This is a genomic window from Phyllobacterium sp. SB3, from assembly GCF_040009165.1.
Lineage (GTDB): Bacteria > Pseudomonadota > Alphaproteobacteria > Rhizobiales > Rhizobiaceae > Phyllobacterium.
On the sequence record NZ_JBDYKI010000001.1, the window covers coordinates 889,454 to 911,211 of the forward strand.

The window sequence follows — 21,758 nt, forward strand, 5'->3', positions numbered from 1 at the left end:
GAGAAGTAATGCTGGAACTGCGGAATGTATCCAAGATGGTGGGCGGCAAGCCGCACCTCAGCGATATATCGCTGACTTTGGAACATGCAACGCTGAACGTTCTGCTCGGGCCCACCCTGTCCGGCAAGACCAGCCTTATGCGTATCATGGCTGGCCTTGACGTGCCGACCTCCGGCTCCGTCTGGTTCGATGGGCAGGATGTAACCGGCGTTCCGGTTCAAAAGCGCTCCGTCGCCATGGTGTATCAGCAGTTCATCAACTATCCCGCCTTCACGGTGTATGAGAATATAGCCTCGCCCATGCGTGTCGCAGGCGCTGACAAGGCGACCATTGATCGGGAAGTGCGCAAAGCCGCTGAAATCCTCAAGCTGACGCCATATCTGGACCGAACACCGCTAAGCCTTTCCGGAGGCCAGCAGCAGCGCACCGCTCTTGCCCGTGCTATCGTCAAGAACGCCAAGCTCGTGCTGCTCGATGAGCCGCTGGCCAATCTCGATTACAAGCTGCGCGAGGAATTGCGTCAGGAATTGCCACGGATATTCGCCGAGTCCGGCACGATCTTTGTTTATGCGACCACCGAGCCGCATGAGGCATTGCTGCTTGGCGGCAGCACAGCAACGCTTTCAGAGGGACGTGTTACACAGTTCGGCTCTACAATCGATGTGTTCCGCAAGCCGGATGACCTTGTTACCGCGCAGACTTTTGCCGATCCGCCGCTGAACACAATCGCGCTTGCCAAATTCGGCAAGGCTTTCCAGCTGGAAGGCGGCGTTACTCTGCCAATCCCTTCGAATCTGACGGATATTGCCGACGGCACTTATACAATCGGCTTCCAGCCGCATCACATCAATACCGTTCGCAGCAATGCTGAAGAAATCGGGTTGAAGGCGCGCGTTACCGCAACTGAAATCACTGGCTCGGAAAGCTTTGTGCATCTGTCCTTTGCCGATGCGCGCTGGATCATGCTCGCACACGGTATCCACATTCACACTCCCGATGAGGAAATCGATATCTTCATCGATCCGCGCAACCTGATGATTTTTGACGGCAACGGCAGTTCTGTTCGCCGCGCCCAGAAACTGGCGGCAGAGCCCTTTTTGACCACATTGACCTATTCTGACGGAGGCATGTTGTGACAAGATCAAGCAAAGACAGGAAGACCCGCACTCTGCGTGCGGGCGAGTGGCTTTGCGCTGGAATTGGCGCAACAGGACCCGTCCCTTCGGGTTTCCGACTGGCGGCCATCCACTTTGTCAGGCGGCTTCGTCCGATGAACCACATCGACCTCGCCACCTTCCGCGTGGACTGTCTAGCCAGCCGAGAAACAGAATACGTCCAATATGGTCAGAAAGGGCTCTAACATGGCACGTATTGATCTGAACCATATCCGCCATGCTTACGGCCCCAATCCGAAGTCGGATAAGGATTATGCGTTGCGTGAAGTTCATCACAGTTGGGAGGATGGCGGCGCCTATGCGCTGCTCGGCCCATCTGGCTGCGGCAAGACAACATTGTTGAACATCATTTCTGGGCTTATCCACCCGTCGCATGGACAATTGCTGTTCAACGGGCAGGACGTGACCAACCTTTCAACGCAAGAGCGCAACATTGCGCAGGTGTTCCAGTTCCCGGTCATCTACGACACCATGACCGTCTACGACAATCTCGCTTTCCCGCTGCGCAATCGCGGCGTTGCAGAATCCGAGATCGACGTCAAGGTGCGCGAAACGCTGGAGATGATCGACCTTGCAAGCTGGGCGAACAAGAAAGCCCGGGGGCTGACCGCCGATCAGAAGCAAAAGATTTCGCTCGGTCGGGGGCTTGTCCGCTCTGATGTAAACGCCATTCTTTTCGATGAACCGCTGACGGTTATCGACCCGCATATGAAATGGGTGCTGCGCTCGCAGCTGAAGCAGTTGCACCAGCGTTTCGGTTATACAATGGTTTATGTCACGCATGACCAGACGGAAGCCCTGACCTTCGCCCAGAAAGTGGTCGTCATGTATGACGGCGAGATCGTGCAGATCGGTACACCGGAAGAATTGTTCGAACGGCCGAAGCATACATTCGTTGGCTATTTCATCGGCTCACCCGGCATGAATGTCATGCCGGTAAAGCTGGCTGGCGGCACGGCGCAAATTGGTGCGCACCAGATACAACTTCCTACACCTGTTACGCCAGCCGATGCCAAAAAGATCGAGCTGGGCATTCGTCCGGAATATGTCCGTATCGGCCGCTCCGGCATGCCGGTGAAGATTGCCAAGGTCGAGGATATCGGGCGGCACAAGATTGTCCGCACCCGTCTCGAAAATCAGGACATCGCAGTCATCGTCGGCGAGGGTGAAGATATCCCTGCCGATCCGCACATCACCTTCGACCCGAAGGGCATAAATATCTATGCCGACAGCTGGCGCGTGGGAGGAAACTGATCATGGAAAAAACCTGGAACAACAAAGCCTGGTTCATGGTTCTGCCTGTGCTGCTTCTCGTGGCTTTCTCGGCAGTTATCCCGCTAATGACCGTGGTCAACTATTCAGTGCAGGACACGTTCGGCAACAACCAGTTCTTCTGGGCGGGTACTGAATGGTTTACGGAAATGCTTACCTCCGAGCGGTTTCATTCGGCGCTGGGCCGGAACCTGTTCTTCTCGTTCATCATTCTTGTCATCGAAATACCGCTCGGAATTATTATCGCGCTTAACATGCCGCGCAAGGGTTGGGGCGTCCCCGTCTGCCTCGTGCTGATGGCGCTGCCGCTGCTCATTCCGTGGAATGTTGTTGGTACGATCTGGCAGGTGTTCGGACGCGTCGATATCGGTCTGCTCGGCCATACGCTTGAGCGTCTTGGCATCAATTACAACTATGTGCAGAATCCGATGCACGCATGGTTCACTGTCATCATCATGGATGTCTGGCACTGGACCAGCCTTGTGGTATTGCTCTGCTATGCCGGGCTTGTTTCGATACCGGATGCCTTCTATCAGGCGGCGAAGATCGATGGCGCTTCGCGTTGGGCTGTGTTCCGTTATATCCAGCTGCCAAAGATGAATCGCGTGCTTCTGATCGCCGTCCTGCTGCGTTTCATGGACAGTTTCATGATCTATACCGAACCATTCGTCGTCACCGGCGGCGGCCCGGGCAATTCGACAACTTTCCTGTCCATTGATCTGGTCAAGATGGCGGTCGGTCAGTTCGACCTTGGACCGGCCGCGGCCATGTCGATCATCTACTTCCTTATCATTCTCCTGATGTCATGGGTGTTCTACACCGTCATGACCAACTATGATGCGGAGCGCTGAGATGTCAGAATCCGTTGCCCGCAGCACACGCGATGTAAGCCCTGAACAGGCCCGGATAGACAAGGCGCTTGCCCGCCGCATGCGCAAGCGCGGCGATGAGTCGAAGTTCTGGTGGCTGATCCCGACGCTTTATATCGTCTTCCTGATGCTACCGATCTACTGGCTCATCAATATGAGCTTCAAGACCAATCAGGAAATCCTCGGTGCCTTTTCGCTTTGGCCACAAAGCCCGACGCTGAACAATTATGCGGTCATTTTTACCGACCCGTCGTGGTACAAGGGCTACATCAACTCGATCATCTATGTGGTGATGAACACGGTAATTTCCGTGCTTGCTGCATTGCCTGCTGCCTATGCGTTCTCGCGCTACCGCTTCCTTGGCGACAAGCATCTCTTCTTCTGGCTGTTGACAAACCGCATGGCACCACCTGCTGTTTTCGCACTGCCATTCTTCCAGCTCTATTCGGCTTTCGGTCTGATCGATACGCACATCGCCGTTGCCCTTGCGCATTGCCTGTTCAACGTGCCGCTGGCCGTTTGGATTCTCGAAGGCTTCATGTCCGGTGTTCCGAAAGAGATCGACGAAACCGCCTATATTGACGGATACTCGTTTCCGCGCTTCTTCGTGAAGATATTCATTCCGCTCATCGCCAGCGGCATCGGTGTTGCTGCCTTCTTCTGTTTCATGTTCTCATGGGTGGAACTGCTCATCGCCCGTACGCTGACGACCACGGCAGCAAAGCCGATCGCGGCAATCATGACGCGCACGGTTTCCGCCTCAGGCATGGATTGGGGTGTGCTTGCCGCGGCGGGCGTGCTGACCATCATCCCCGGTGCGATCGTCATCTATTTCGTCCGCAACTATATCGCCAAGGGCTTTGCCCTGGGGAGGGTATGATGGAAAACACACGGCGCTGGCCGATAGCTCTCTTGGCTGTACTTGCCGCCTATGCGGTTCTTGCCGGCCTGCTTGTGACGGCTGTACCGCTCAAAAGTGGTGCGCGGGATTGGTTCGGCCCACTCGCCGGTGGCGGGTGGATGGCGTGGACATTTCCGACGGCGCTGTTCTTCCTGACGATCTTCGCGCTCATATCGCTGATGGCCGTCTGGGAATATGCCTCGCCGGGTGGCAATCCGCGCATCGGCATTCTTCGCTTTGAAACAACGCGCGGCGACAGGCTTTTCGTATCGCTGCTTGGCAGCGCTTTCATCCACCTTGCATGGCTTGGCCTTGTTGGCCCGAATGTCTGGTGGGCACTTGCAATCTCTGTGGTCTACGCCATCGGCGTATTCCGCTTTGTCTAAAGCATCGGACCGAAAAGTAATCCGGTGATAGGAATTGAATGCCCGGCACCCGCCAGTCATTCAAAACATGCAAATCGCAACTCTGGGAGGACTAAAATGCGAACGCGAATACTGACAACAACAACAGCGCTTGCGCTGCTACTGGGGGCCGGAAGTGCCTATGCGGGCATGGATGAGGCCAAGGCTTTCCTCGACAAGGAAATTGGCGATATGTCATCCCTTGACCGTGCGGGTCAGGAAAAGGAAATGCAGTGGTTCATCGATGCTGCAAAGCCTTTTGCCGGCATGGATATCAAGGTGGTTTCAGAAACGATCACCACCCACGAGTATGAATCCAAGACATTGGCCAAGGCTTTCACGGATATCACCGGCATCAAGATCACCCATGACCTTATCGGTGAAGGTGACGTCGTTGAAAAGCTGCAGACACAGATGCAGTCCGGCGAAAATGTCTATGACGCTTATGTCAACGATAGCGATCTCATAGGCACCCACTGGCGCTACCAGCAGGCCCGCAGCCTGACCGACTGGATGGCCAATGAGGGCAAGGATGTCACCAATCCCGATCTCGACCTTGATGATTTCATCGGCACCAAGTTCACGACTGCTCCAGACGGCAAGCTCTATCAGCTGCCTGACCAGCAGTTCGCGAATCTCTACTGGTTCCGCTATGACTGGTTCAACGACGAAAAGAACAAGGCCGACTTCAAGGAGAAGTATGGTTACGACCTCGGTGTGCCGGTCAACTGGTCAGCCTATGAGGACATTGCCGAATTCTTCACCGGCCGTGAAATCGATGGCAAGAAAGTCTATGGCCACATGGACTACGGCAAGAAAGATCCATCACTTGGATGGCGCTTCACGGACGCTTGGCTTTCCATGGCCGGCAATGGCGACAAGGGCCTGCCAAATGGTTTGCCGGTCGATGAATGGGGCATCAAGGTCAACGAGAAGTCACAGCCGGTCGGCTCTTGCGTCGCTCGCGGCGGTGATACAAACGGCCCTGCTTCGGTCTACTCCATCCAGAAATATCTCGACTGGATGAAGGCATATGCTCCGCCGGAAGCACAGGGCATGACCTTCTCGGAATCCGGCCCGGTTCCTGCACAGGGCAATGTTGCCCAGCAGATTTTCTGGTACACGGCCTTCACTGCCGATATGGTCAAAAAGGGCCTGCCGGTCATGAATGAGGATGGCACGCCGAAGTGGCGCATGGCACCTTCGCCGCATGGCGTTTACTGGAAGGACGGCATGAAGCTTGGTTATCAGGATGTGGGTTCCTGGACCTTGCTCAAGTCGACACCGGATGATCGCGCCAAGGCGGCTTGGCTCTATGCCCAGTTCGTCACATCGAAGACCGTTGACGTGAAGAAGAGCCATGTGGGCCTGACATTGATCCGCGAAAGCTCGATCCAGCATGAAAGCTTCACCAAGCGCGCTCCGGAACTCGGTGGTCTGATCGAATTCTATCGTTCGCCTGCTCGCGTTCAGTGGTCGCCAACCGGCACCAACGTTCCTGATTATCCAAAGCTGGCTCAGCTTTGGTGGCAGGCAATCGGTGATGCATCGTCCGGTGCCAAGACTGCACAGGAAGCAATGGACTCACTTTGCGCCGAACAGGAAAAGGTCATGGAACGTCTGGAACGCGCTGGTATTCAGGGCGACATCGGACCGAAAATGGCAGAAGAACATGATCTTGCTTACTGGAATGCCGATGCGGTCAAGAATGGCCACCTTGCACCACAGTTGAAGATCGAGAACGAAAAGGAAAAGCCGCAGACCATCAATTATGATGAGCTGGTCAAGAGCTGGAACAAGTAAGTCTCAAGAGATTGAGGGGAGGGGCGGCGCTTCGGCGCCGCCTTTTTCTTTGATACCAGGTCTTGTTTCAAAACCTGACGCTGAGATCGGCCTTGATGGCGTTGTCGTGTGACTGGCTGGAGAACTGCCCGGTATAGCTGAGGCCGATGCTGGTTGCCCTGCCGATGCCGATATCAAAGCCCGCCTCGATGATCGCTGCATCTTTTGCAATGCCGGCACCCTCAACCGTAAAGCCTGCGCTGCTGTTCAGGGCAAGGCTTGCCTCAGGCGTCATATCGCCAAAGCCATGGGTCCAGCCAAGCATGCCGCGCGCCGTCAGTGTCATGCTTTCGCTCAAGGTGAACTGATGCGCGGCACGAAGGCCAAGCGTCGTGATCGTCAGGTCGGTGCTGGAACCTTCTCCGCTCAAATTACTGAAAGCGCCATCCTCATTGAAGCTGTTCGTCTTGACGTGCACATGCCGCGCTGCGGCAAAGGGTTCGAGGGCTGCATAGGCCGTGTTGATCTCATAACCGAGTTCACCGAACACCTGCACCGTCTGTGCATCATAGGAAGCCTCATGCTCGTTGTTGAGACTACCGAAGCGTGCTGTTCTTTTCGTGTCGATCTCATGCTGACCGAGATTGACGCCAAGGCGCAGGCCGAGTGCATCGAGCTTCGTGCCGCCATAGACACCGACCTGATAGCTGTCGACCGATGCCTTGCCATATCCTGTCTGCAGCGAGGTGCTGCCATATCCGGCAAGCAGGCCAAAGCGCCAATCATCGGCAACAATGCCGTCAAAGCCGGTGACAAGGCCGCCGGTATTGCGGCTGTAGCCGGAAGCATTGCCATCCCCGTCCGCATGTGCCCATGAGCCATAGGCTTCACCCCAGAATGCCGTGGTGGCAGCGGCAGGTTCGACGGGGGCAAAGGCATCGCTGTGCTTTGCCTTGCTCTCCGGACCATAGGCCAGTGGCGTGGTCACTGCCTGCGCCTTGCCGGTTACACCGCCAAAGGCATTGCGAACCCGCGACGTTGCCGCATCGGAGATGAAGTGGCTATCGGCCGCCAGAACACCCGACAAGCTGGCATGAACTTCACCGGAGAGGGTATCGAAGTCGAGGGGATTGTCGCTGCTGGAGCCCGCTACCTGATTCAGCAAATCCTCGTTTGCTAGCCCTAGCGATTGAATACCTCTCCACACGCTCGTTTGATTGCGGCTCTGAACACCAACTGGCAAATACTCCGCTAACAGTAATGTTTTCATTCTCGCTTTATGGAGGTCCCCTTGTAACGTGGCTTCAGTAGCCACCAGATCAGCAAGCCGCTTGTTCTCCGCCGCGATACGATCTTCTTCGGCCTTCTGGTCAGCGATTTTCTTGGCCTCGGCAGCAGCCAGGTCAGCCAGTTTTTTCTGTTCGGCTTCCTCGGCTAGTTTTAGGTCATCCGCCGCTTTAGCTGCGGCGATGCGCTCTTCTTCGGCCTTTTGGTCGGCGATTTTCTTGGCTTCAGCAGCAGCCAGATCAGCCAGTTTTTTCTGTTCGGCTTCCTCGGCTAGTTTTAGGTCATCCGCCGCTTTAATTGCCGCGATATGATCTTCTTCGGTCTTTTGGTCGGCGAGTTTCTTGGCCTCGGCAGCAGCCAGATCAGCCAGTTTTTTCTGCTCGGCTTCCTCGGCTAGTTTTAGGTCATCCGCCGCTTTAACTGCCGCGATATGATCTTCTTCGGCCTTTTGGTCGGCGAGTTTCTTGGCCTCGGCAGCGGCCAGATCAGCCAGTTTTTTCTGTTCGGCTTCCTCGGCTAGTTTTAGGTCATCTGCCGCTTTGGCTGCCACGATGCGCTCTTCTTCGGCCTTTTGGTCGGCGAGTTTCTTGGCCTCGGCAGCGGCCAGATCAGCCAGTTTTTTCTGTTCGGCTTCCTCGGCTAGTTTTAGGTCATCTGCCGCTTTAACTGCCGCGATACGATCTTCCTCAGCCTTCTGGTCAGCGAGCCTCTGCTTCTCGGTTTCCTCGGCTAGGTGTGCTGCCTCAGCCGCATTGGCAATGCGTTTGGCCTCGGCATCTATCAATAATTTCTTTTCGGCTTGAACTGCAGCCAATTGCGTTTCAAGCTTCACAATCTCCGCAGTCTTCACGCCAGTCGTGAAATCGAAACCAAGGACCACCGTGTTCTTGTCGGTATAATCAAGATTGGCAGTGATGTAGTTGTAACGCGGCCAGACACCATCAAACTGACCGGTCACGCCTTTGCCCGTTGTCAAAATATCGAAAGTTTTCAGGAACAGGCTTTTCGTAACATCCTCTGTCAAAAGCGCTGTATCGTTCTCCAACCGCACATTCACCACGCCGCCAAGCAGCATTGCCTGACCAGAAATTGCCAGTCTATCGGCACTTCCAAGGTTCGATTTGATCTCCACATTGAAAGTGCTGCCCTGTTCAAACGTTACGTCCTTGCTTACTCGGAGAGTTCCTACCGAATTGCCCGGCGAGACAATGCTGCCGCTTTTGGCATGCAGACTGACCAGAGTTCCAGACCCGGAAATATGAGAACCGGAATTGAGTGTGGCCGCAGCTGCACTGCCATCGACGATCAGTCGGGCTAATGAATTGACAGTAATTGGTGAGACCAATGAACCGGACTTTGCGATCGCCAGTTCTCCCTCCTCGACAGTGGTTTCACCCGGATAGGTGCCCGCACCTGCAATTGTGAGCCGTCCCTGACCTGATTTTATCAAAGATCCCTGCCCAACAAAGCCACCTTTCAGGGTCAGCGCGGCATCGTTCTGAATTCTCCCGACTGCGGTAGTTGCAGAAAACAGTCGGGATGTTTCTATTGCGACTGTAGTCAGTAATTTGCCGCCGTTGAGGATAACAATACCGCCTAGGTCACCGAAACTTTCATCGGACGAGACAGCGAGAATGCCCCCCGACACGACCCAAGGCGTGACTGCGGTTGTGGAGCCTTGTAAGGTCCACGTGCCGGGATCAATCTTGTCAAAAAAGCCAAACCCGCGGTACTGTGCATTATCCCCTATCTGGGCGACATTAAAGGTTGCTGCTTCTGTACCACCAAGCTTCAGGACGATGGATTTGTTCGCTATTACGTTGCCGATGATATTTGATTTGGCATGCAGAACGAGCGCACCGTTCACTGCTTTTTCAGAAAACTGAACGGCCGTGCCCCGTTCATTTCCTTTGCCAAGACCACCGGTAATAGTGCCGTTATTCGTGAGAATGCTGCCTGAACCATCTCCGACATGGACACCAACGCTGTCTGTAGGCGTAATCTCGACCCCCGATGACAGTTTGAACTTACCTCGAATTGAACCGCCATCGCCACCGCCGATGGTTCCATTATTGATTAGGGTTCCGGCAAATGAAACACCTGCGGCCCCTCGTCCGCCGACGGCACCGCCATATCCGCCCATAATAGTGCCATTATTGGTGATATTGGTGCCGGAGAGTGCCACCAAGCCGATACCACCATCTCCTGAAGTCCCATTCCGGCCGCTTTTTCCGGTCATGCCACCCGAAATATCCCCGTTGTTTACGATTACGCTACCATTGCGACCAATGACACCTGTACCACCCTTGCCGCCGTAACCATTTTCCGGATGACCTTCACCGCTACCGCCAGCTCCACCGTTTATGGTGCCCTTATTGGTTAGTTGAACAACATCGGCCCCGGTGCCGCCATCACCACCGTGGCCGTGAATGCCTATACCGCTGTCGCCGTGGCCTGCATCACCGCCCGCACCACCCTGACCGCCAATGATTGTCCCTTCATTCTCAAGGTTTTTAACGATTATACCGTCGCCACCCAATCCTCCCCGTCCGCCAGTTCCGCCATTATGCTCCTCAGCAGAAGTATATTGCTTTACAACTGGGGCTGCGGAACCGCTGGCTGGTGGAATAGGCTCATGATCGGCGGGTTCGTCGCCCTCATGCTCTTCATCATGATGCTCGTCCTCAACTATCAGACCCTCACCGCCTGCGCCGCCTTTTCCACCTGCGCCGCCTGTTGCAGTTCCGCTGAAAACAAAGGTGTCACTATCTCCGAGAATGCCGGTTCCGCCCATCCCCCCGATCCCACCGTAGCCGCCCCCTCCATGCTTGTGCGCGTTAACGTCGACAGGTCCGTTGTGGTCGTGATAATCGTACTTGTTGCCGCCGTTTCCTCCGGTGCCTCCATCTCCTCCAATAACAATGCCACTATAAGTCTGGCCGGTAGATGGCTGGATGATTAACCCCGCACCGCCCACGCCGCCATTTTCGCCGGTTCCGCCATATTCCATATTCTCATCGTGGCTGTGTTCCCCGGGTTCCCCCGTCGTTCCAGACACCCCGACCATTGGCGAGACCACCGCCTGTTGCGCCATGGCGATAGGGCTGAGACCGAAGCAGGCGAACCCTGCAATGGAAGCCAGTTTTGCAGCTTTCCAAAGCTTGAGTTGGTTGGATTTCTGTGAGGTAGCGTAAGGGACTTGCCTGTCGGATGAGTGCAACAGGTTTGAAGCATTCGAGAGGACGATCTTCATAATGGACTCCGGAAAAATGCAAAAATAAATGAGGTTCTAAAATCAGAATAATGAAAGCGTAGAAGCTGGTGCCCAACATCGCGCACTCTGCCAAGTCTCTTGTCATCCTCCTTTTGATGTACAGACTGGAATATCGATCAACTTTTGCCTGAACGACAAAAGCCATCTCCAACGGGGAATTCAGTGCGTGTTAGTAAATAACATTACAAACGTCAATGTGTTAAACCCCGCCGGAATTTGATATTCCTGCTATAGACCGTAAACCTGCAGCAGGGTTTTCATCCGGTTGAGGGCGAGGTCAGGCTTGTCGAGTACATTCGCCTGATCGGCGAGCCGGAAAATATCCGCATAGTGAATGATACCGCGTGACGACTGCATTCCGGCCGGCATGATGAAATGAGATTGGTGCCCGTTAAGCCAGGCAAGAAATACAACGCCGGCTTTGTAATATTGTGTCGGGGCTTCGAATATCTTTCGGGATAGCGGCACAGTCGGCTCAATGACGGAACGGAATGTTTGCGTGTCACCCTTGGCAAGATGCACAAGAGCCTTTGAAGCGGAAGGCGCCACCGCATCGAATATGCCGAGCAGGGCGTGGCTATAATGTTCACCATCGCCTTCGATCAGTTCCGCGTAGTTGAAATCATCGCCGGTGAAACACAGAACGCCTTCCGGCAGGCGCTTGCGCAGTTCGATTTCCCGGACATTATCGAGGAGCGAAATCTTGATGCCCTCGACCTTGTCTCTGTTGTCATTAATGATCGCGAGCACAGTCTCCAGCGCCTTGTCGAACGAGGATGAGCCCCAGTATCCGGCAAGCTGTGGATCGAACATGTCGCCCAGCCAATGCAAAACAACCTTCTCGCGTGTCTGGCTGAGAATATTTCCATAGACCGCACGATAATCCTCGCCGGAGCGGGCAACACGGGCCAGAGCCCGGCTCGCCATCATCACTGCGCGGCCGCCTTCGGCTTCGACAAAATCGATCTGCGTTTCATAAGCGTCGATCACATCCTGAAGCGTCGTGGCATTTTCGGGTGCCAGTTGGTCGGTGCCTGCTCCGCAGGCCAGATCTGCACCCGGTACACTGCGAGACTCTGCCAGCGAGCGGCGGATCAATTCGCGGGCATCAGCCCAGTCCACACCCATGCCGCGTTGGGCTGTATCCATTGCTTCGGCGATCTTGAATCCGAGCGACCAGAGGTGGTGACGGAACGCCATGGTTGCGTCCCAATCGATGGCTGGCGAACCCCATGGGGCTGTATCGCGAAGCGGATTGGACACGACATGCGCCGCTGCATAAGCGATCCGGTTGAAAGTTGGCGGACCAGATGGGCGAGGTATCGGAGTGCCGATTAATTTGTAATCGGAGATTGCGCCACTTTGATCCGGCAACTTTAAGGTGTCAGTCATCTCATCGCTCCCATCGAACAAAAGAACACATATTTTGGAACGATCCAAAAAACAAGAAATAAATCTGGATTACAGCCAAACTGTAGGAGAATGGCGCGGTATTGCGTTGAAATAACGAAGTTTGCCAGCAAAACAGGCGGAAATGGCAGCAAATTCGTAACCCATGGATGCATTTTAGGTGCATACGGTTGTGTAAATTAACCTCTTGACGTAATTGGAACGTTCCAATTATATGGCGAGCTTGGTGGAGGAAGTCGCTTTTGAGCCGGACCAGAACAAGCATCGTGGATATTGCGCGCGCCGCTGGCGTGTCGAAATCGACTGTGTCGCTGGTTCTTCAAAAGAGCCCGCTGGTCAGTGAAAGTACCCGCGAAAAGGTCAATGCTCATATCGTTGAATTGGGCTATATTTATAACCGTGGCGCTGCCAGCCTGCGCCAGTCCAAGTCGAAAATTGTCGGTATAGTGGTCAATGACCTGACCAATAGTTTCTTCGCAGAACTGGCTGTGGGCATGGATATGGTCGTTCAATCCGCGGGTTATGTTCAGTTCCTTGCCCATAGCGGCGAGAGCGTTGATCGTCAGCGCGAAGTCATTGCTTCTATGCGGGAGAATGGAATTGCAGGACTGATCCTGTCACCGGCTCGCGGTACAGAACCTAATGATATCAAGGCGTTGGTTGAAAGTGGTATCCCCGTTGTCGTTGTTGTCCGCAATCTCCCCGGGGTTAAGGTTTCGACGCTGTTGTCCGACAATTATGCGGGTGCCAAGGCGGCTGTCAGGCATCTGGTTGGTCTGGGTCATCGTCGTATTGCTTTCATGGGTGGTTTCCAGGACACCGCCGTTTTTGGCGAGCGCCTGCGCGGCTACCGCAATGCGCTTGCGGATGTGGGCATTCCGGTCGACGAAAGATTCATCATTCATTCCGCTCCCTCCCGCGCCGGAGGAGTGATTGCTTTAGAACGTTTAATGGTGCTCACTGGCCGTCCAACCGCCGCCTTGTGCCTCAATGATGCGGTGGCATTCGGTGTGTGCGATGGTCTGCGCGCCAACGGCCTTGAGCCAGGAAAATCATTTGCAATCATAGGCTTCGATGATGTTATCGAGGCGAAGACCGCAGTTCCTGCCCTGACAACAGTGTCTGTTGACCCGCAGGGGATGGGTCAGCGTGCGGCACAACTTTTGCTCAAGCAGATCAATTCAGGGCAACGCGATCAGGAGTCGATCATAACATCGGTGAGACTGGTCGTGCGCCAGAGCTGCGGCGCATCAGTAAAACAATCGGAGGAAATGGCATGATACGTTGGGGATTGATCGGGGCAAGTACCATTGCACACGAGTGGGTGATCGGTGCGATCCGGGCTAGTGGCGGCGAGATCGTTTCGGTCATGAGTACCAATGTGGAGCGGGGAGCGAAGTACGCTGCGGATCACGGCATTCCCCATTCAGTCAATACTTTGGATGCGCTGCTGAATGGTCAACCCATTGATGCTGTTTACATTTCGACAACAAACGAGCTGCACAAGGATCAGGTTCTGGCTTCGGCAAAGGCTGGTAAGCACATCCTTTGCGAGAAGCCTCTGGCGACAAGCTTGGCCGATGCAAAAGTCATGGTCGATGCCTGCAAGGCCGCCAATGTTGTTTTCGCCACCAACCATCATTTGCGTAATGCCGCCACTCACACAGCGATGCGCGATGCGGTCGCTGCCGGCAAGATTGGCAAGCCATTGGCGGCGAAAGTATTTCACGCTGTTTATCTGCCACCGCATTTGCAGGGCTGGCGTCTTGATCGCCCGGATGCGGGTGGCGGTGTCATCCTCGACATCACTGTGCATGACACGGATACGTTGCGTTATGTATTGAACGACGATCCGGTCGAAGCCATTGCTTCTACTCAACAAAGCGGTTTGGCTAAAGCCGGTCTGGCTGATGCGGTCATGGGGGTCATACGCTTTAAGTCCGGCCTTATCGCCATGTTCCACGATGGTTTTACAACCAAATATTCCGAGACGGGCTTCGAAGTGCATGGCACTGAAGGTTCTCTTGTTGGCCGCAATGTGATGTCGCAAAGGCCGGTCGGTGTGGTGAACCTGCGCAATGCCGATGGCGAAACAGAGCTGAAGCTCGATCACAGGAATTTATACGAAACGGGTATCGCCAAATTCCATTCCGCGATCGCTGGAGATGGGAAGCCTGCCGCAAGCGGTGAGGATGGGCTTTGGTCTCTCGCAGCTGGTCTGGCTGTGGCGAAGGCCGCGGAAACCGGAACTGCACAACCGATTGATCCTGGCCTTTGAGAAGAATAAAACCAAGCATGAACAAGCACATAACCCCAGAACAAGCCGCTGATCTCATCCCTGATGAAGCCATCATCACGGTGTCTTCGTCCAGCGGTCTTGGCTGTCCGGACCTGATGCTGAAGGCGATTGGCGCACGGTTCGATGCTACCGGCCAGCCACGTGATCTCACCACGCTGCACCCTATCGCAGCGGGCGATATGAGCGGTATCAAGGGGGTCGATTATATTGCCAAGAAAGGCCTCCTAAAGAAAATCATTGGCGGCTCTTATCCATCGGGCCCGTCTACTGCCGAACCGCCTTTGATCTGGCAAATGATCGGCAATGATGAAGTCGCGGCATATAATGTCCCGTCCGGTATTCTGTTCGACATGCACCGCGAGGCAGCAGCCAAGCGTCCCGGCGTGCTGACAAAGGTTGGCTTGGATACCTTTGTCGATCCCGACCGTCAGGGCTGCGCCATGAATGCGGCAGCTTCGAAAGAACCAGTGGTCAGCAAGATCAATTTTGACGGCGAAGAATGGCTGTTTTTCAAGCCGATCATTCCCCAAGTCGCTATCATTCGCGCGACTACCGCCGATGAGCGCGGCAATCTCACCTATGAGCATGAAGGCGCTTATCTTGGTGGTTTTGATCAGGCGCTCGCTGTGCGCAACAATGGCGGCATTGTCATTGCCCAAGTCAAACGCATAACGAAAAGCGGATCGCTGAAACCGCATGATGTTCGCGTTCCGGGCATTCTGGTCGACTATATTGTTGTCGATCCAGACCAGAAGCAGACGACGCAGACTGTTTATGATCCGGCCATATCCGGCGAAATTTTCCATCCGCTGGAAGACTTTGCTTTGGCCGATTTCAATATCCAAAAGGTCATTGCGCGCCGCGTTGCAAGCGAGCTTGAGGCGGGTAGTGCTGTTAATCTCGGCTTTGGTATCTCGGCAAATGTGCCGCGGATTCTGCTCGAAGAGGGCCTGCACGGCGCTGTTACCTGGGTCATCGAGCAGGGTCCGGTCGGCGGAATACCATTGTTGGATTTTGCCTTTGGCTGTGCCTCCAATGCTGAGGCATTTGTCCCATCGCCTCACCAGTTCACTTATTTTCAAGGTGCGGGTTTCGACGCTTCGCTGCTGTCGTTCCTTGAGATCGACAAGTCGGGCTCAGTCAATGTCTCAAAGCTCAGCTTTCGTCCGCATGTAACGGCAGGCGCTGGCGGCTTTGTCGATATCACGGCTCGTGCCCGCAAGATTGTTTTCTCCGGCATGTTCAATGCCGGTGCGAAGGTGCACATTGAAAACGGCAAGTTGATTATCGAGAAAGAAGGCAAGCTGAAAAAGCTCGTCAACGAGGTCGAGCATGTCACCTTCTCCGGCCGCCGCGCCGTGGAGCAGGGGCAGGACATTACCTACGTAACCGAGCGCTGCGTCATGGTCTTGCGCCCCGAAGGTTTGGTGCTGACGGAAATCGCTCCGGGTATCGATCTGCAAGCGCATATTCTCGATCAATCCGAATTCCCGCTCGTTGTCGCGCGGAACCTCAAGCTGATGGATGCGCATCTGTTTTCGCCAGAACCATTTGGCCTGAAGCTGCCGCAAAAGAAGCAGAGGACACTCCATGGCTGAGCCCCGCATCCACGTTTCGATTAACGGCCACGTCGCTACCATAACCATTACACGGCCTGAAAAGCTGAACGCTTTGGACATTGGCATGTTGAAGGAACTGAGCACTGCTTGCGATACCGTCGAGGCTGATGGGCAGGTACGTGCTGCAATCCTCACCGGGGCAGGAAAGGCTTTCTCTGCAGGAGGTGATATCAAAGCTTGGGCCGCGATGACGCCGAACGAATTCGGACATGCGTGGGTGCGGTTTGGCCATCGTGTTTTCGAGCGTCTCGCAACGTTGCGCGTACCACTTATCGCAGCGCTCAATGGACATGCGCTGGGTGGTGGACTGGAGCTTGCCGCGGTTGCGGATATTCGAATTGCAGAATCGCACATCAAGCTCGGCCTGCCTGAAACGGGTCTGGGGATGATCCCCGGTTGGTCCGGCACGCAACGTTTAACCTTGCGTTTCGGCGCGCAGGCGGTACGCCGAATGGCTCTCGGTGGAGAAATATTCAGTGCGAATGAAGGGCTTGCTCTCGGGCTTGTAGATCATGTGGTTGAAACTGGAACTGCACTTAACGCGGCCCAAGCTTATGCCGAACGCATAGCCAAGCGAGGTCCTTCGGCTATCGAAGTGGCAAAACTCATGATTGCTTCTGCCAATGGCGAAGACAATGGAACAGCGGTGGAAGCCTTGGGCTCGATCCTCGTAGCGAAAACAGCGGACTTGAAAGAAGGCGTTTCGGCATTTGCCGAAAAGCGCGAACCCGCGTTCAAGGGAGAATGATAATGACAGTTCTGGTCCGCCCACAGGCACTGGAAAATTTTAAAGTGCGCGAGTTCCAGATGCTGATTGATGGCAGATGGACCAATGGCGCTGCGGGCGATGTTATCGAGCGCAAGAGCCCTGGACATGGTGTTGTGGTGTCGCGCTATCAGGCTGGCACGAAAGCCGATGCGGAGCGTGCAATTGCTGCCGCACGTGTAGCGTTCGACACTGGCCCATGGCCGCATATGACTGGTGCAGAACGTTCAAATATCCTGCTCAGAGCGGCGGATCTCATCGCTGCTCGCTCCGATGAACTCGCTTATCTTGACTGTATCGAATCCGGCAAGCCAATCAGTCAGGCAAAAGCCGAACTTGGCGGCGCCGTGGATATCTGGCGTTATGCCGCCGCCCTTGGGCGGGATCTTCATGGGGAGAGCTATAATACCCTTGGAGAAGGAACACTCGGTGTCGTGTTGCGGGAAGCCATCGGTGTCATTTCCATTATCACTCCGTGGAACTTCCCTTTCCTCATCGTCAGTCAGAAATTGCCATTTGCTCTCGCTGCTGGTTGTACAGCTGTGGTTAAGCCTTCGGAGCTGACATCGGGCTCAACGCTTCTTCTCGGCGAAATTCTGATGGAAGCAGGCGTGCCTTCCGGAGTGGTCAATATCATCGTCGGCACTGGTCCGGAAGTTGGTGCTCCCATGACAACGCACCCCCATGTGGACATGGTATCCTTCACCGGTTCGACCGGGGTTGGCAAGCTGACCATGGCCAATGCCGCACAGACCTTGAAAAAGGTATCACTCGAGCTGGGCGGCAAAAACCCCCAGATCGTATTTCCGGATGCAAATCTCGATGATTTCATCGATGCCGCAGTTTTTGGGGCGTATTTCAACGCGGGCGAATGCTGCAATGCCGGTTCACGTTTGATTGTTCACCGGGATATAGCCGATGACGTTATAGCACGGGTGGCGGCATTATCAGCCAAAGTGAAAGTGGGAGATCCGCTTGATCCGCAGACGAAGGTAGGGGCGATTATCACTCCGGAACATCTGGCAAAAATCAATGATTATGTCCGCAATGCCGCGTCGTCAGGAGCCTCAGTAAGTTATGGTGGGGAGTTGTTGAACCTCGGCATGGGGCAGTTTATGTCGCCCACAATTCTTTCATCAGTTAAGCCTGAAATGGCCGTAGCGCGTGAGGAGGTTTTCGGTCCGGTGCTATCGGTTCTGACTTTCGAAACACTGGAAGATGCGGTAAAAATTGCCAATTCAATTGATTATGGCTTGTCCGCTGGAGTTTGGAGCCGTGACTTCGACACCTGCCTGAGTGTAGGGCGCAAGGTGCGTGCAGGAACGATCTGGATGAATACATTCATGGACGGCGCATCGGAACTGCCGTTCGGTGGCTATAAACAATCCGGTCTTGGCCGGGAACTTGGAAGGCATGCCGTTGAGGATTACACGGAAACCAAGACTTTAAACATGCACATCGGTAGTAGGAAAGTAGTATGGTCAACCAATTAAATCGATTGTAAGAGCCATTCTGCATGCTGTATGAATGCTCCGGACTTAGGGAAACTTCAGTCGGTTTTGTTGGATTTTTATCTCTTTTTTCTCACGGGAGGACTAAATGAAAAAGTTGATGAATACTGTAGCCGCCACAGCCATGCTGATGGGCGTTGCAACGGCAGCTCGCGCTGCTGAAAATGTCGAGGTTTTGCACTGGTGGACATCCGGCGGTGAAGCAACGGCACTTGAAGTGCTGAAGAAGGATCTGGAAAGCAAAGGCATCAGTTGGTCTGACATGCCCGTTTCCGGCGGTGGCGGTACAGAAGCCATGACCGTTCTTCGTGCTCGCGTTACTGCAGGCAATGCTCCGACAGCCGTACAGATGCTCGGCTTCGATATTATCGATTGGGCGAAACAGGGCGCACTTGGCAATCTTGATGAAGTTGCTTCGAAAGAAAAATGGGATGATGTAATCCCGACCGCTCTGCAGAAGTTCTCGAAGTATGATGGCCACTGGATCGCAGCTCCGGTCAATGTGCACTCGACCAACTGGATCTGGATCAACAAGGCCGCTCTCGACAAGGCCGGTGGCAAGGAACCTGCGAACTGGGACGAACTGATCGCTCTTCTCGACAAGTTCAAAGAACAGGGCATCACACCGATCGCCCACGGTGGTCAGCCTTGGCAGGATGCGACGATTTTCGATGCTGTTGTCCTGTCGCTTGGTAATGACTTCTACAAGGCAGCTTTCATTGATCTCGATCCGGCTGCTCTTGGCGGTGACAAGATGAAGGAAGCCTTCGACCGCATGACCAAGCTTCGCAGCTATGTGGATGACAATTTCTCCGGTCGTGACTGGAACCTTGCTTCCGCAATGGTTATCGAAAACAAGGCTGGCCTGCAGTTCATGGGTGACTGGGCAAAGGGCGAGTTTGTCAAAGCCAAGAAAGAGCCAGGCAAGGATTTCGTTTGCATGCGCTTCCCAGGTACACAGGGTTCTGTCACGTTCAACTCTGACCAGTTTGCCATGTTCAAGGTCAGCGATGAAAAGGCCAAGCCTCAGCTGGTTATGGCTTCTGCAATCGAAGACCCTGTCTTCCAGTCGGCCTTCAACGTCGTCAAGGGCTCAGCTCCCGCACGTACTGACGTTCCGGACACAGCATTCGATGATTGCGGCAAGAAGGCGATCAAAGATCTGGCTGAAGCCAACACGGCAGGCACGCTTTATGGTTCGATGGCTCACGGCCATGCCAATCCAGCAGCTGTGAAGAATGCGATCTATGACGTGGTGACACGTCAGTTCAATGGCGATCTGTCGTCGGAAGATGCCGTCAAGGAACTTGTTTCAGCCGTTGATGCTGCCAAGTAAACGCAGCATCTCTGTTCGGGGCGATATCGCCCCGAACAGTTTTCCGCAAGTGCGCGGCAATGATAATAATGCTTATTTGAAGGGGTGAGGCTATGGATACCCGCAGCCGCATACAGGACCTTATACCAAAGCTGGTATTGGGACCGAGCTTCCTGATCGTATTGATTTTCGTTTATGGGTTCATTGCCTACACGGGCGTGTTGTCCTTTACGGATAGTAAAATGCTGCCCACATATGGTTTTGTCGGCTTTGAGAACTATCGTAAGCTCTGGGCATTGCCACATTGGTGGCGTGCAATCACCAATCTTGGCATTTTTGCTTCGCTCTACATCATTATTTGCACGGTCATCGGACTTGGGCTTGCTATTCTGCTTGATCAAAAAATCCGTATCGAAGGTTTTCTCCGCCCGATCTATCTCTATCCCATGGCACTGTCGTTCATCGTGACCGGCGTGGCTTGGAAGTGGTTTCTGGACCCCGGTATCGGCCTTGAAAATACCATCCATCAATGGGGCTGGGCGAGTTTCTCGTTCAATTGGATCAAAGATTCAAAGATGGCGATCTACACGGTTGTTATTGCCGCCGTTTGGCAGTCCTCCGGCTTCGTCATGGCAATGTTTCTTGCCGGTTTGCGCGGCGTGGATAATGAAATCATCAAGGCCGCCCAGATCGATGGAGCCTCGACCGGCATGATCTACCGCCGTATTATCATTCCGCTCATGCGCCCGGTATTCCTTTCTGCCGTCGTGGTGCTCGCGCATCTTGCCATCAAGGCATACGATCTGGTGATCGCGCTGACAGGCGGTGGTCCGGGTCAGGCAACAGAATTGCCCGCAACCTTCATGTATTCCTACACATTCACCCGTAACTCGATGGGCATCGGGGCGTCTTCAGCGATCATTATGCTGATCATGATCTTCTCGATCATTGTTCCTTACCTCTATTCAGAAATCAGGGGAGGCAACAAATGAGTGCTCCAAGCCCCGACAATGCAATCAGCAGTGGAAAGCTGACGCGTGTACTGATTTACACCGCGCTTTTGGTGTTTGCGTTTTATTACCTGTTGCCCCTCTACGTAATGGTCGTGAATTCGCTTAAAACGCTGGATGAAATCCGGCAGGGCGGAATGTTATCGCCTCCACGCGAATGGACAATCGAACCTTGGCTCTCTGCCTGGTCGACTGCCCAGATTGGCGTTCAGCCCACCGGCCTTCGTCCTTATTTCATCAATTCGATAATCATGGTCGTTCCTGCCGTGGCTATCTCTACAATCCTCGGCGCATTGAATGGCTACGTTCTGACAAAGTGGAAATTCCGTGGTTCGAATGTAATGTTCGGCATGCTGCTCCTTGGCTGTTTCATACCATTTCAGATCGTGCTCATCCCTATGGCCCGCGTTCTGGGAATATTGAACATGGCGGGTACGATTCAGGGGTTGGTCCTGGTTCACGTCATTTACGGACTGGGTTTCACGACCCTGTATTTCCGCAATTACTACGAAGCATTTCCAACTGAACTGGTACGCGCAGCTCAAATAGACGGCGCAAGCTTCTTTCAGATATTCCGCCGCATCCTGTTGCCTTCGTCGGGTCCGATCATCGTTGTTTCAGTCATCTGGCAATTCACCAACATCTGGAACGACTTCCTTTTTGGTGCATCGTTCTCCGGATTTAACAGCACGCCCATGACCGTTGCTCTGAACAATCTCGTCAACTCGTCGACGGGTGTGAAAGAATACAATGTGCATTTCGCCGGCGCCATACTCGCAGCGCTGCCAACTCTCATCGTCTACATCGTCTCCGGGCGTTATTTCGTCCGCGGCCTCATGTCCGGCGCCGTGAAGGGATAAATCA

At 54.2% G+C, this 21,758-nt stretch carries 16 protein-coding genes; 14 read left to right on the forward strand and 2 right to left on the reverse strand.

Going from position 1 to position 21,758, the window contains the following annotated elements:
• The first annotated feature begins 8 nt into the window (after positions 1-8).
• From ABKW30_RS04370 to ABKW30_RS04395, 6 genes are all read left to right on the forward strand, one after another.
• Positions 9-1,136 (forward strand): ABC transporter ATP-binding protein, encoded by a 1,128-nt coding sequence (locus ABKW30_RS04370; protein WP_348596876.1) that lies wholly within the window; start codon positions 9-11, stop codon positions 1,134-1,136.
• A gap of 225 nt (positions 1,137-1,361) precedes the next feature.
• On the forward strand, positions 1,362-2,429 hold the full coding sequence (locus tag ABKW30_RS04375; protein WP_348596878.1) for an ABC transporter ATP-binding protein: 1,068 nt from the start codon (positions 1,362-1,364) through the stop codon (positions 2,427-2,429).
• Positions 2,430-2,431: 2 nt separating this feature from the next.
• Positions 2,432-3,298 carry a sugar ABC transporter permease gene (locus ABKW30_RS04380; RefSeq protein ID WP_348596880.1) on the forward strand — a complete coding sequence of 289 codons (867 nt, stop codon included), beginning with the start codon at positions 2,432-2,434 and terminating at the stop codon, positions 3,296-3,298.
• Positions 3,299-3,377: 79 nt separating this feature from the next.
• Positions 3,378-4,196 carry a carbohydrate ABC transporter permease gene (locus ABKW30_RS04385; protein ID WP_348597613.1) on the forward strand — a complete coding sequence of 273 codons (819 nt, stop codon included), beginning with the start codon at positions 3,378-3,380 and terminating at the stop codon, positions 4,194-4,196.
• Positions 4,196-4,603, forward strand: coding sequence for a DUF2160 domain-containing protein (locus ABKW30_RS04390; RefSeq protein WP_348597615.1), 408 nt, complete (start codon positions 4,196-4,198; stop codon positions 4,601-4,603). The genes ABKW30_RS04385 and ABKW30_RS04390 overlap by 1 nt, the downstream gene beginning before the upstream one ends.
• A 96-nt stretch (positions 4,604-4,699) precedes the next feature.
• On the forward strand, positions 4,700-6,424 hold the full coding sequence (locus ABKW30_RS04395) for an ABC transporter substrate-binding protein (protein WP_348596882.1): 1,725 nt from the start codon (positions 4,700-4,702) through the stop codon (positions 6,422-6,424).
• Positions 6,425-6,491: 67 nt separating this feature from the next.
• Here the strand turns inward: ABKW30_RS04395 and ABKW30_RS04400 are convergent, their stop codons facing one another.
• Together ABKW30_RS04400 and ABKW30_RS04405 are read right to left on the reverse strand one after the other, a co-directional pair.
• The gene (locus tag ABKW30_RS04400; RefSeq protein WP_348596884.1) at positions 6,492-10,943 is read right to left on the reverse strand and encodes an autotransporter domain-containing protein; all 4,452 of its coding nucleotides are present in this window, start codon (positions 10,941-10,943) and stop codon (positions 6,492-6,494) included.
• 249 nt (positions 10,944-11,192) lie between these two features.
• On the reverse strand, positions 11,193-12,356 hold the full coding sequence (locus ABKW30_RS04405) for a dihydrodipicolinate synthase family protein (protein WP_348596886.1): 1,164 nt from the start codon (positions 12,354-12,356) through the stop codon (positions 11,193-11,195).
• Between the two features lie 260 nt (positions 12,357-12,616).
• Between ABKW30_RS04405 and ABKW30_RS04410 the strand changes: the two genes are divergently transcribed.
• From ABKW30_RS04410 to ABKW30_RS04445, 8 genes are all read left to right on the forward strand, one after another.
• Positions 12,617-13,654 (forward strand): LacI family DNA-binding transcriptional regulator, encoded by a 1,038-nt coding sequence (locus ABKW30_RS04410; RefSeq protein WP_348596888.1) that lies wholly within the window; start codon positions 12,617-12,619, stop codon positions 13,652-13,654.
• Positions 13,651-14,652, forward strand: a complete 1,002-nt coding sequence (locus ABKW30_RS04415; RefSeq protein ID WP_348596890.1) for a Gfo/Idh/MocA family oxidoreductase — start codon at positions 13,651-13,653, stop codon at positions 14,650-14,652. Before ABKW30_RS04410 ends, ABKW30_RS04415 begins: the two co-directional genes overlap by 4 nt.
• Positions 14,653-14,669: 17 nt before the next feature.
• Positions 14,670-16,271 carry an acyl CoA:acetate/3-ketoacid CoA transferase gene (locus ABKW30_RS04420; RefSeq protein ID WP_348596891.1) on the forward strand — a complete coding sequence of 534 codons (1,602 nt, stop codon included), beginning with the start codon at positions 14,670-14,672 and terminating at the stop codon, positions 16,269-16,271.
• Complete coding sequence (locus ABKW30_RS04425; protein WP_348596893.1) at positions 16,264-17,040, forward strand: enoyl-CoA hydratase/isomerase family protein; 777 nt, start codon at positions 16,264-16,266, stop codon at positions 17,038-17,040. The genes ABKW30_RS04420 and ABKW30_RS04425 overlap by 8 nt, the downstream gene beginning before the upstream one ends.
• Before the next feature lie 2 nt (positions 17,041-17,042).
• Complete coding sequence (locus ABKW30_RS04430; RefSeq protein WP_348596895.1) at positions 17,043-18,551, forward strand: aldehyde dehydrogenase family protein; 1,509 nt, start codon at positions 17,043-17,045, stop codon at positions 18,549-18,551.
• A gap of 106 nt (positions 18,552-18,657) precedes the next feature.
• Positions 18,658-19,905 carry an ABC transporter substrate-binding protein gene (locus tag ABKW30_RS04435; RefSeq protein ID WP_348596897.1) on the forward strand — a complete coding sequence of 416 codons (1,248 nt, stop codon included), beginning with the start codon at positions 18,658-18,660 and terminating at the stop codon, positions 19,903-19,905.
• Positions 19,906-19,997: 92 nt separating this feature from the next.
• A complete protein-coding gene (locus ABKW30_RS04440; protein WP_348596899.1) occupies positions 19,998-20,876 on the forward strand; it encodes a sugar ABC transporter permease in 879 nt (292 codons plus the stop codon).
• A complete protein-coding gene (locus ABKW30_RS04445) occupies positions 20,873-21,754 on the forward strand; it encodes a carbohydrate ABC transporter permease (RefSeq protein ID WP_348596901.1) in 882 nt (293 codons plus the stop codon). The genes ABKW30_RS04440 and ABKW30_RS04445 overlap by 4 nt, the downstream gene beginning before the upstream one ends.
• The last annotated feature ends 4 nt before the right edge of the window (positions 21,755-21,758 follow it).

Excerpts from the sequence above, each read along its gene's own strand:
- ABKW30_RS04370 (WP_348596876.1), top strand. The coding sequence starts at position 9 with ATGCTGGAACTGCGGAATGTATCCAAGATGGTGGGCGGCAAGCCGCAC.
- ABKW30_RS04375 (WP_348596878.1), top strand. The coding sequence starts at position 1,362 with ATGGCACGTATTGATCTGAACCATATCCGCCATGCTTACGGCCCCAAT.
- ABKW30_RS04380 (WP_348596880.1), top strand. The coding sequence starts at position 2,432 with ATGGAAAAAACCTGGAACAACAAAGCCTGGTTCATGGTTCTGCCTGTG.
- ABKW30_RS04385 (WP_348597613.1), top strand. The coding sequence starts at position 3,378 with ATGCGCAAGCGCGGCGATGAGTCGAAGTTCTGGTGGCTGATCCCGACG.
- ABKW30_RS04390 (WP_348597615.1), top strand. The coding sequence starts at position 4,196 with ATGGAAAACACACGGCGCTGGCCGATAGCTCTCTTGGCTGTACTTGCC.
- ABKW30_RS04395 (WP_348596882.1), top strand. The coding sequence starts at position 4,700 with ATGCGAACGCGAATACTGACAACAACAACAGCGCTTGCGCTGCTACTG.
- ABKW30_RS04400 (WP_348596884.1), bottom strand. The coding sequence starts at position 10,943 with ATGAAGATCGTCCTCTCGAATGCTTCAAACCTGTTGCACTCATCCGAC.
- ABKW30_RS04405 (WP_348596886.1), bottom strand. The coding sequence starts at position 12,356 with ATGACTGACACCTTAAAGTTGCCGGATCAAAGTGGCGCAATCTCCGAT.
- ABKW30_RS04415 (WP_348596890.1), top strand. The coding sequence starts at position 13,651 with ATGATACGTTGGGGATTGATCGGGGCAAGTACCATTGCACACGAGTGG.
- ABKW30_RS04420 (WP_348596891.1), top strand. The coding sequence starts at position 14,670 with ATGAACAAGCACATAACCCCAGAACAAGCCGCTGATCTCATCCCTGAT.
- ABKW30_RS04425 (WP_348596893.1), top strand. The coding sequence starts at position 16,264 with ATGGCTGAGCCCCGCATCCACGTTTCGATTAACGGCCACGTCGCTACC.
- ABKW30_RS04430 (WP_348596895.1), top strand. The coding sequence starts at position 17,043 with ATGACAGTTCTGGTCCGCCCACAGGCACTGGAAAATTTTAAAGTGCGC.
- ABKW30_RS04435 (WP_348596897.1), top strand. The coding sequence starts at position 18,658 with ATGAAAAAGTTGATGAATACTGTAGCCGCCACAGCCATGCTGATGGGC.
- ABKW30_RS04440 (WP_348596899.1), top strand. The coding sequence starts at position 19,998 with ATGGATACCCGCAGCCGCATACAGGACCTTATACCAAAGCTGGTATTG.
- ABKW30_RS04445 (WP_348596901.1), top strand. The coding sequence starts at position 20,873 with ATGAGTGCTCCAAGCCCCGACAATGCAATCAGCAGTGGAAAGCTGACG.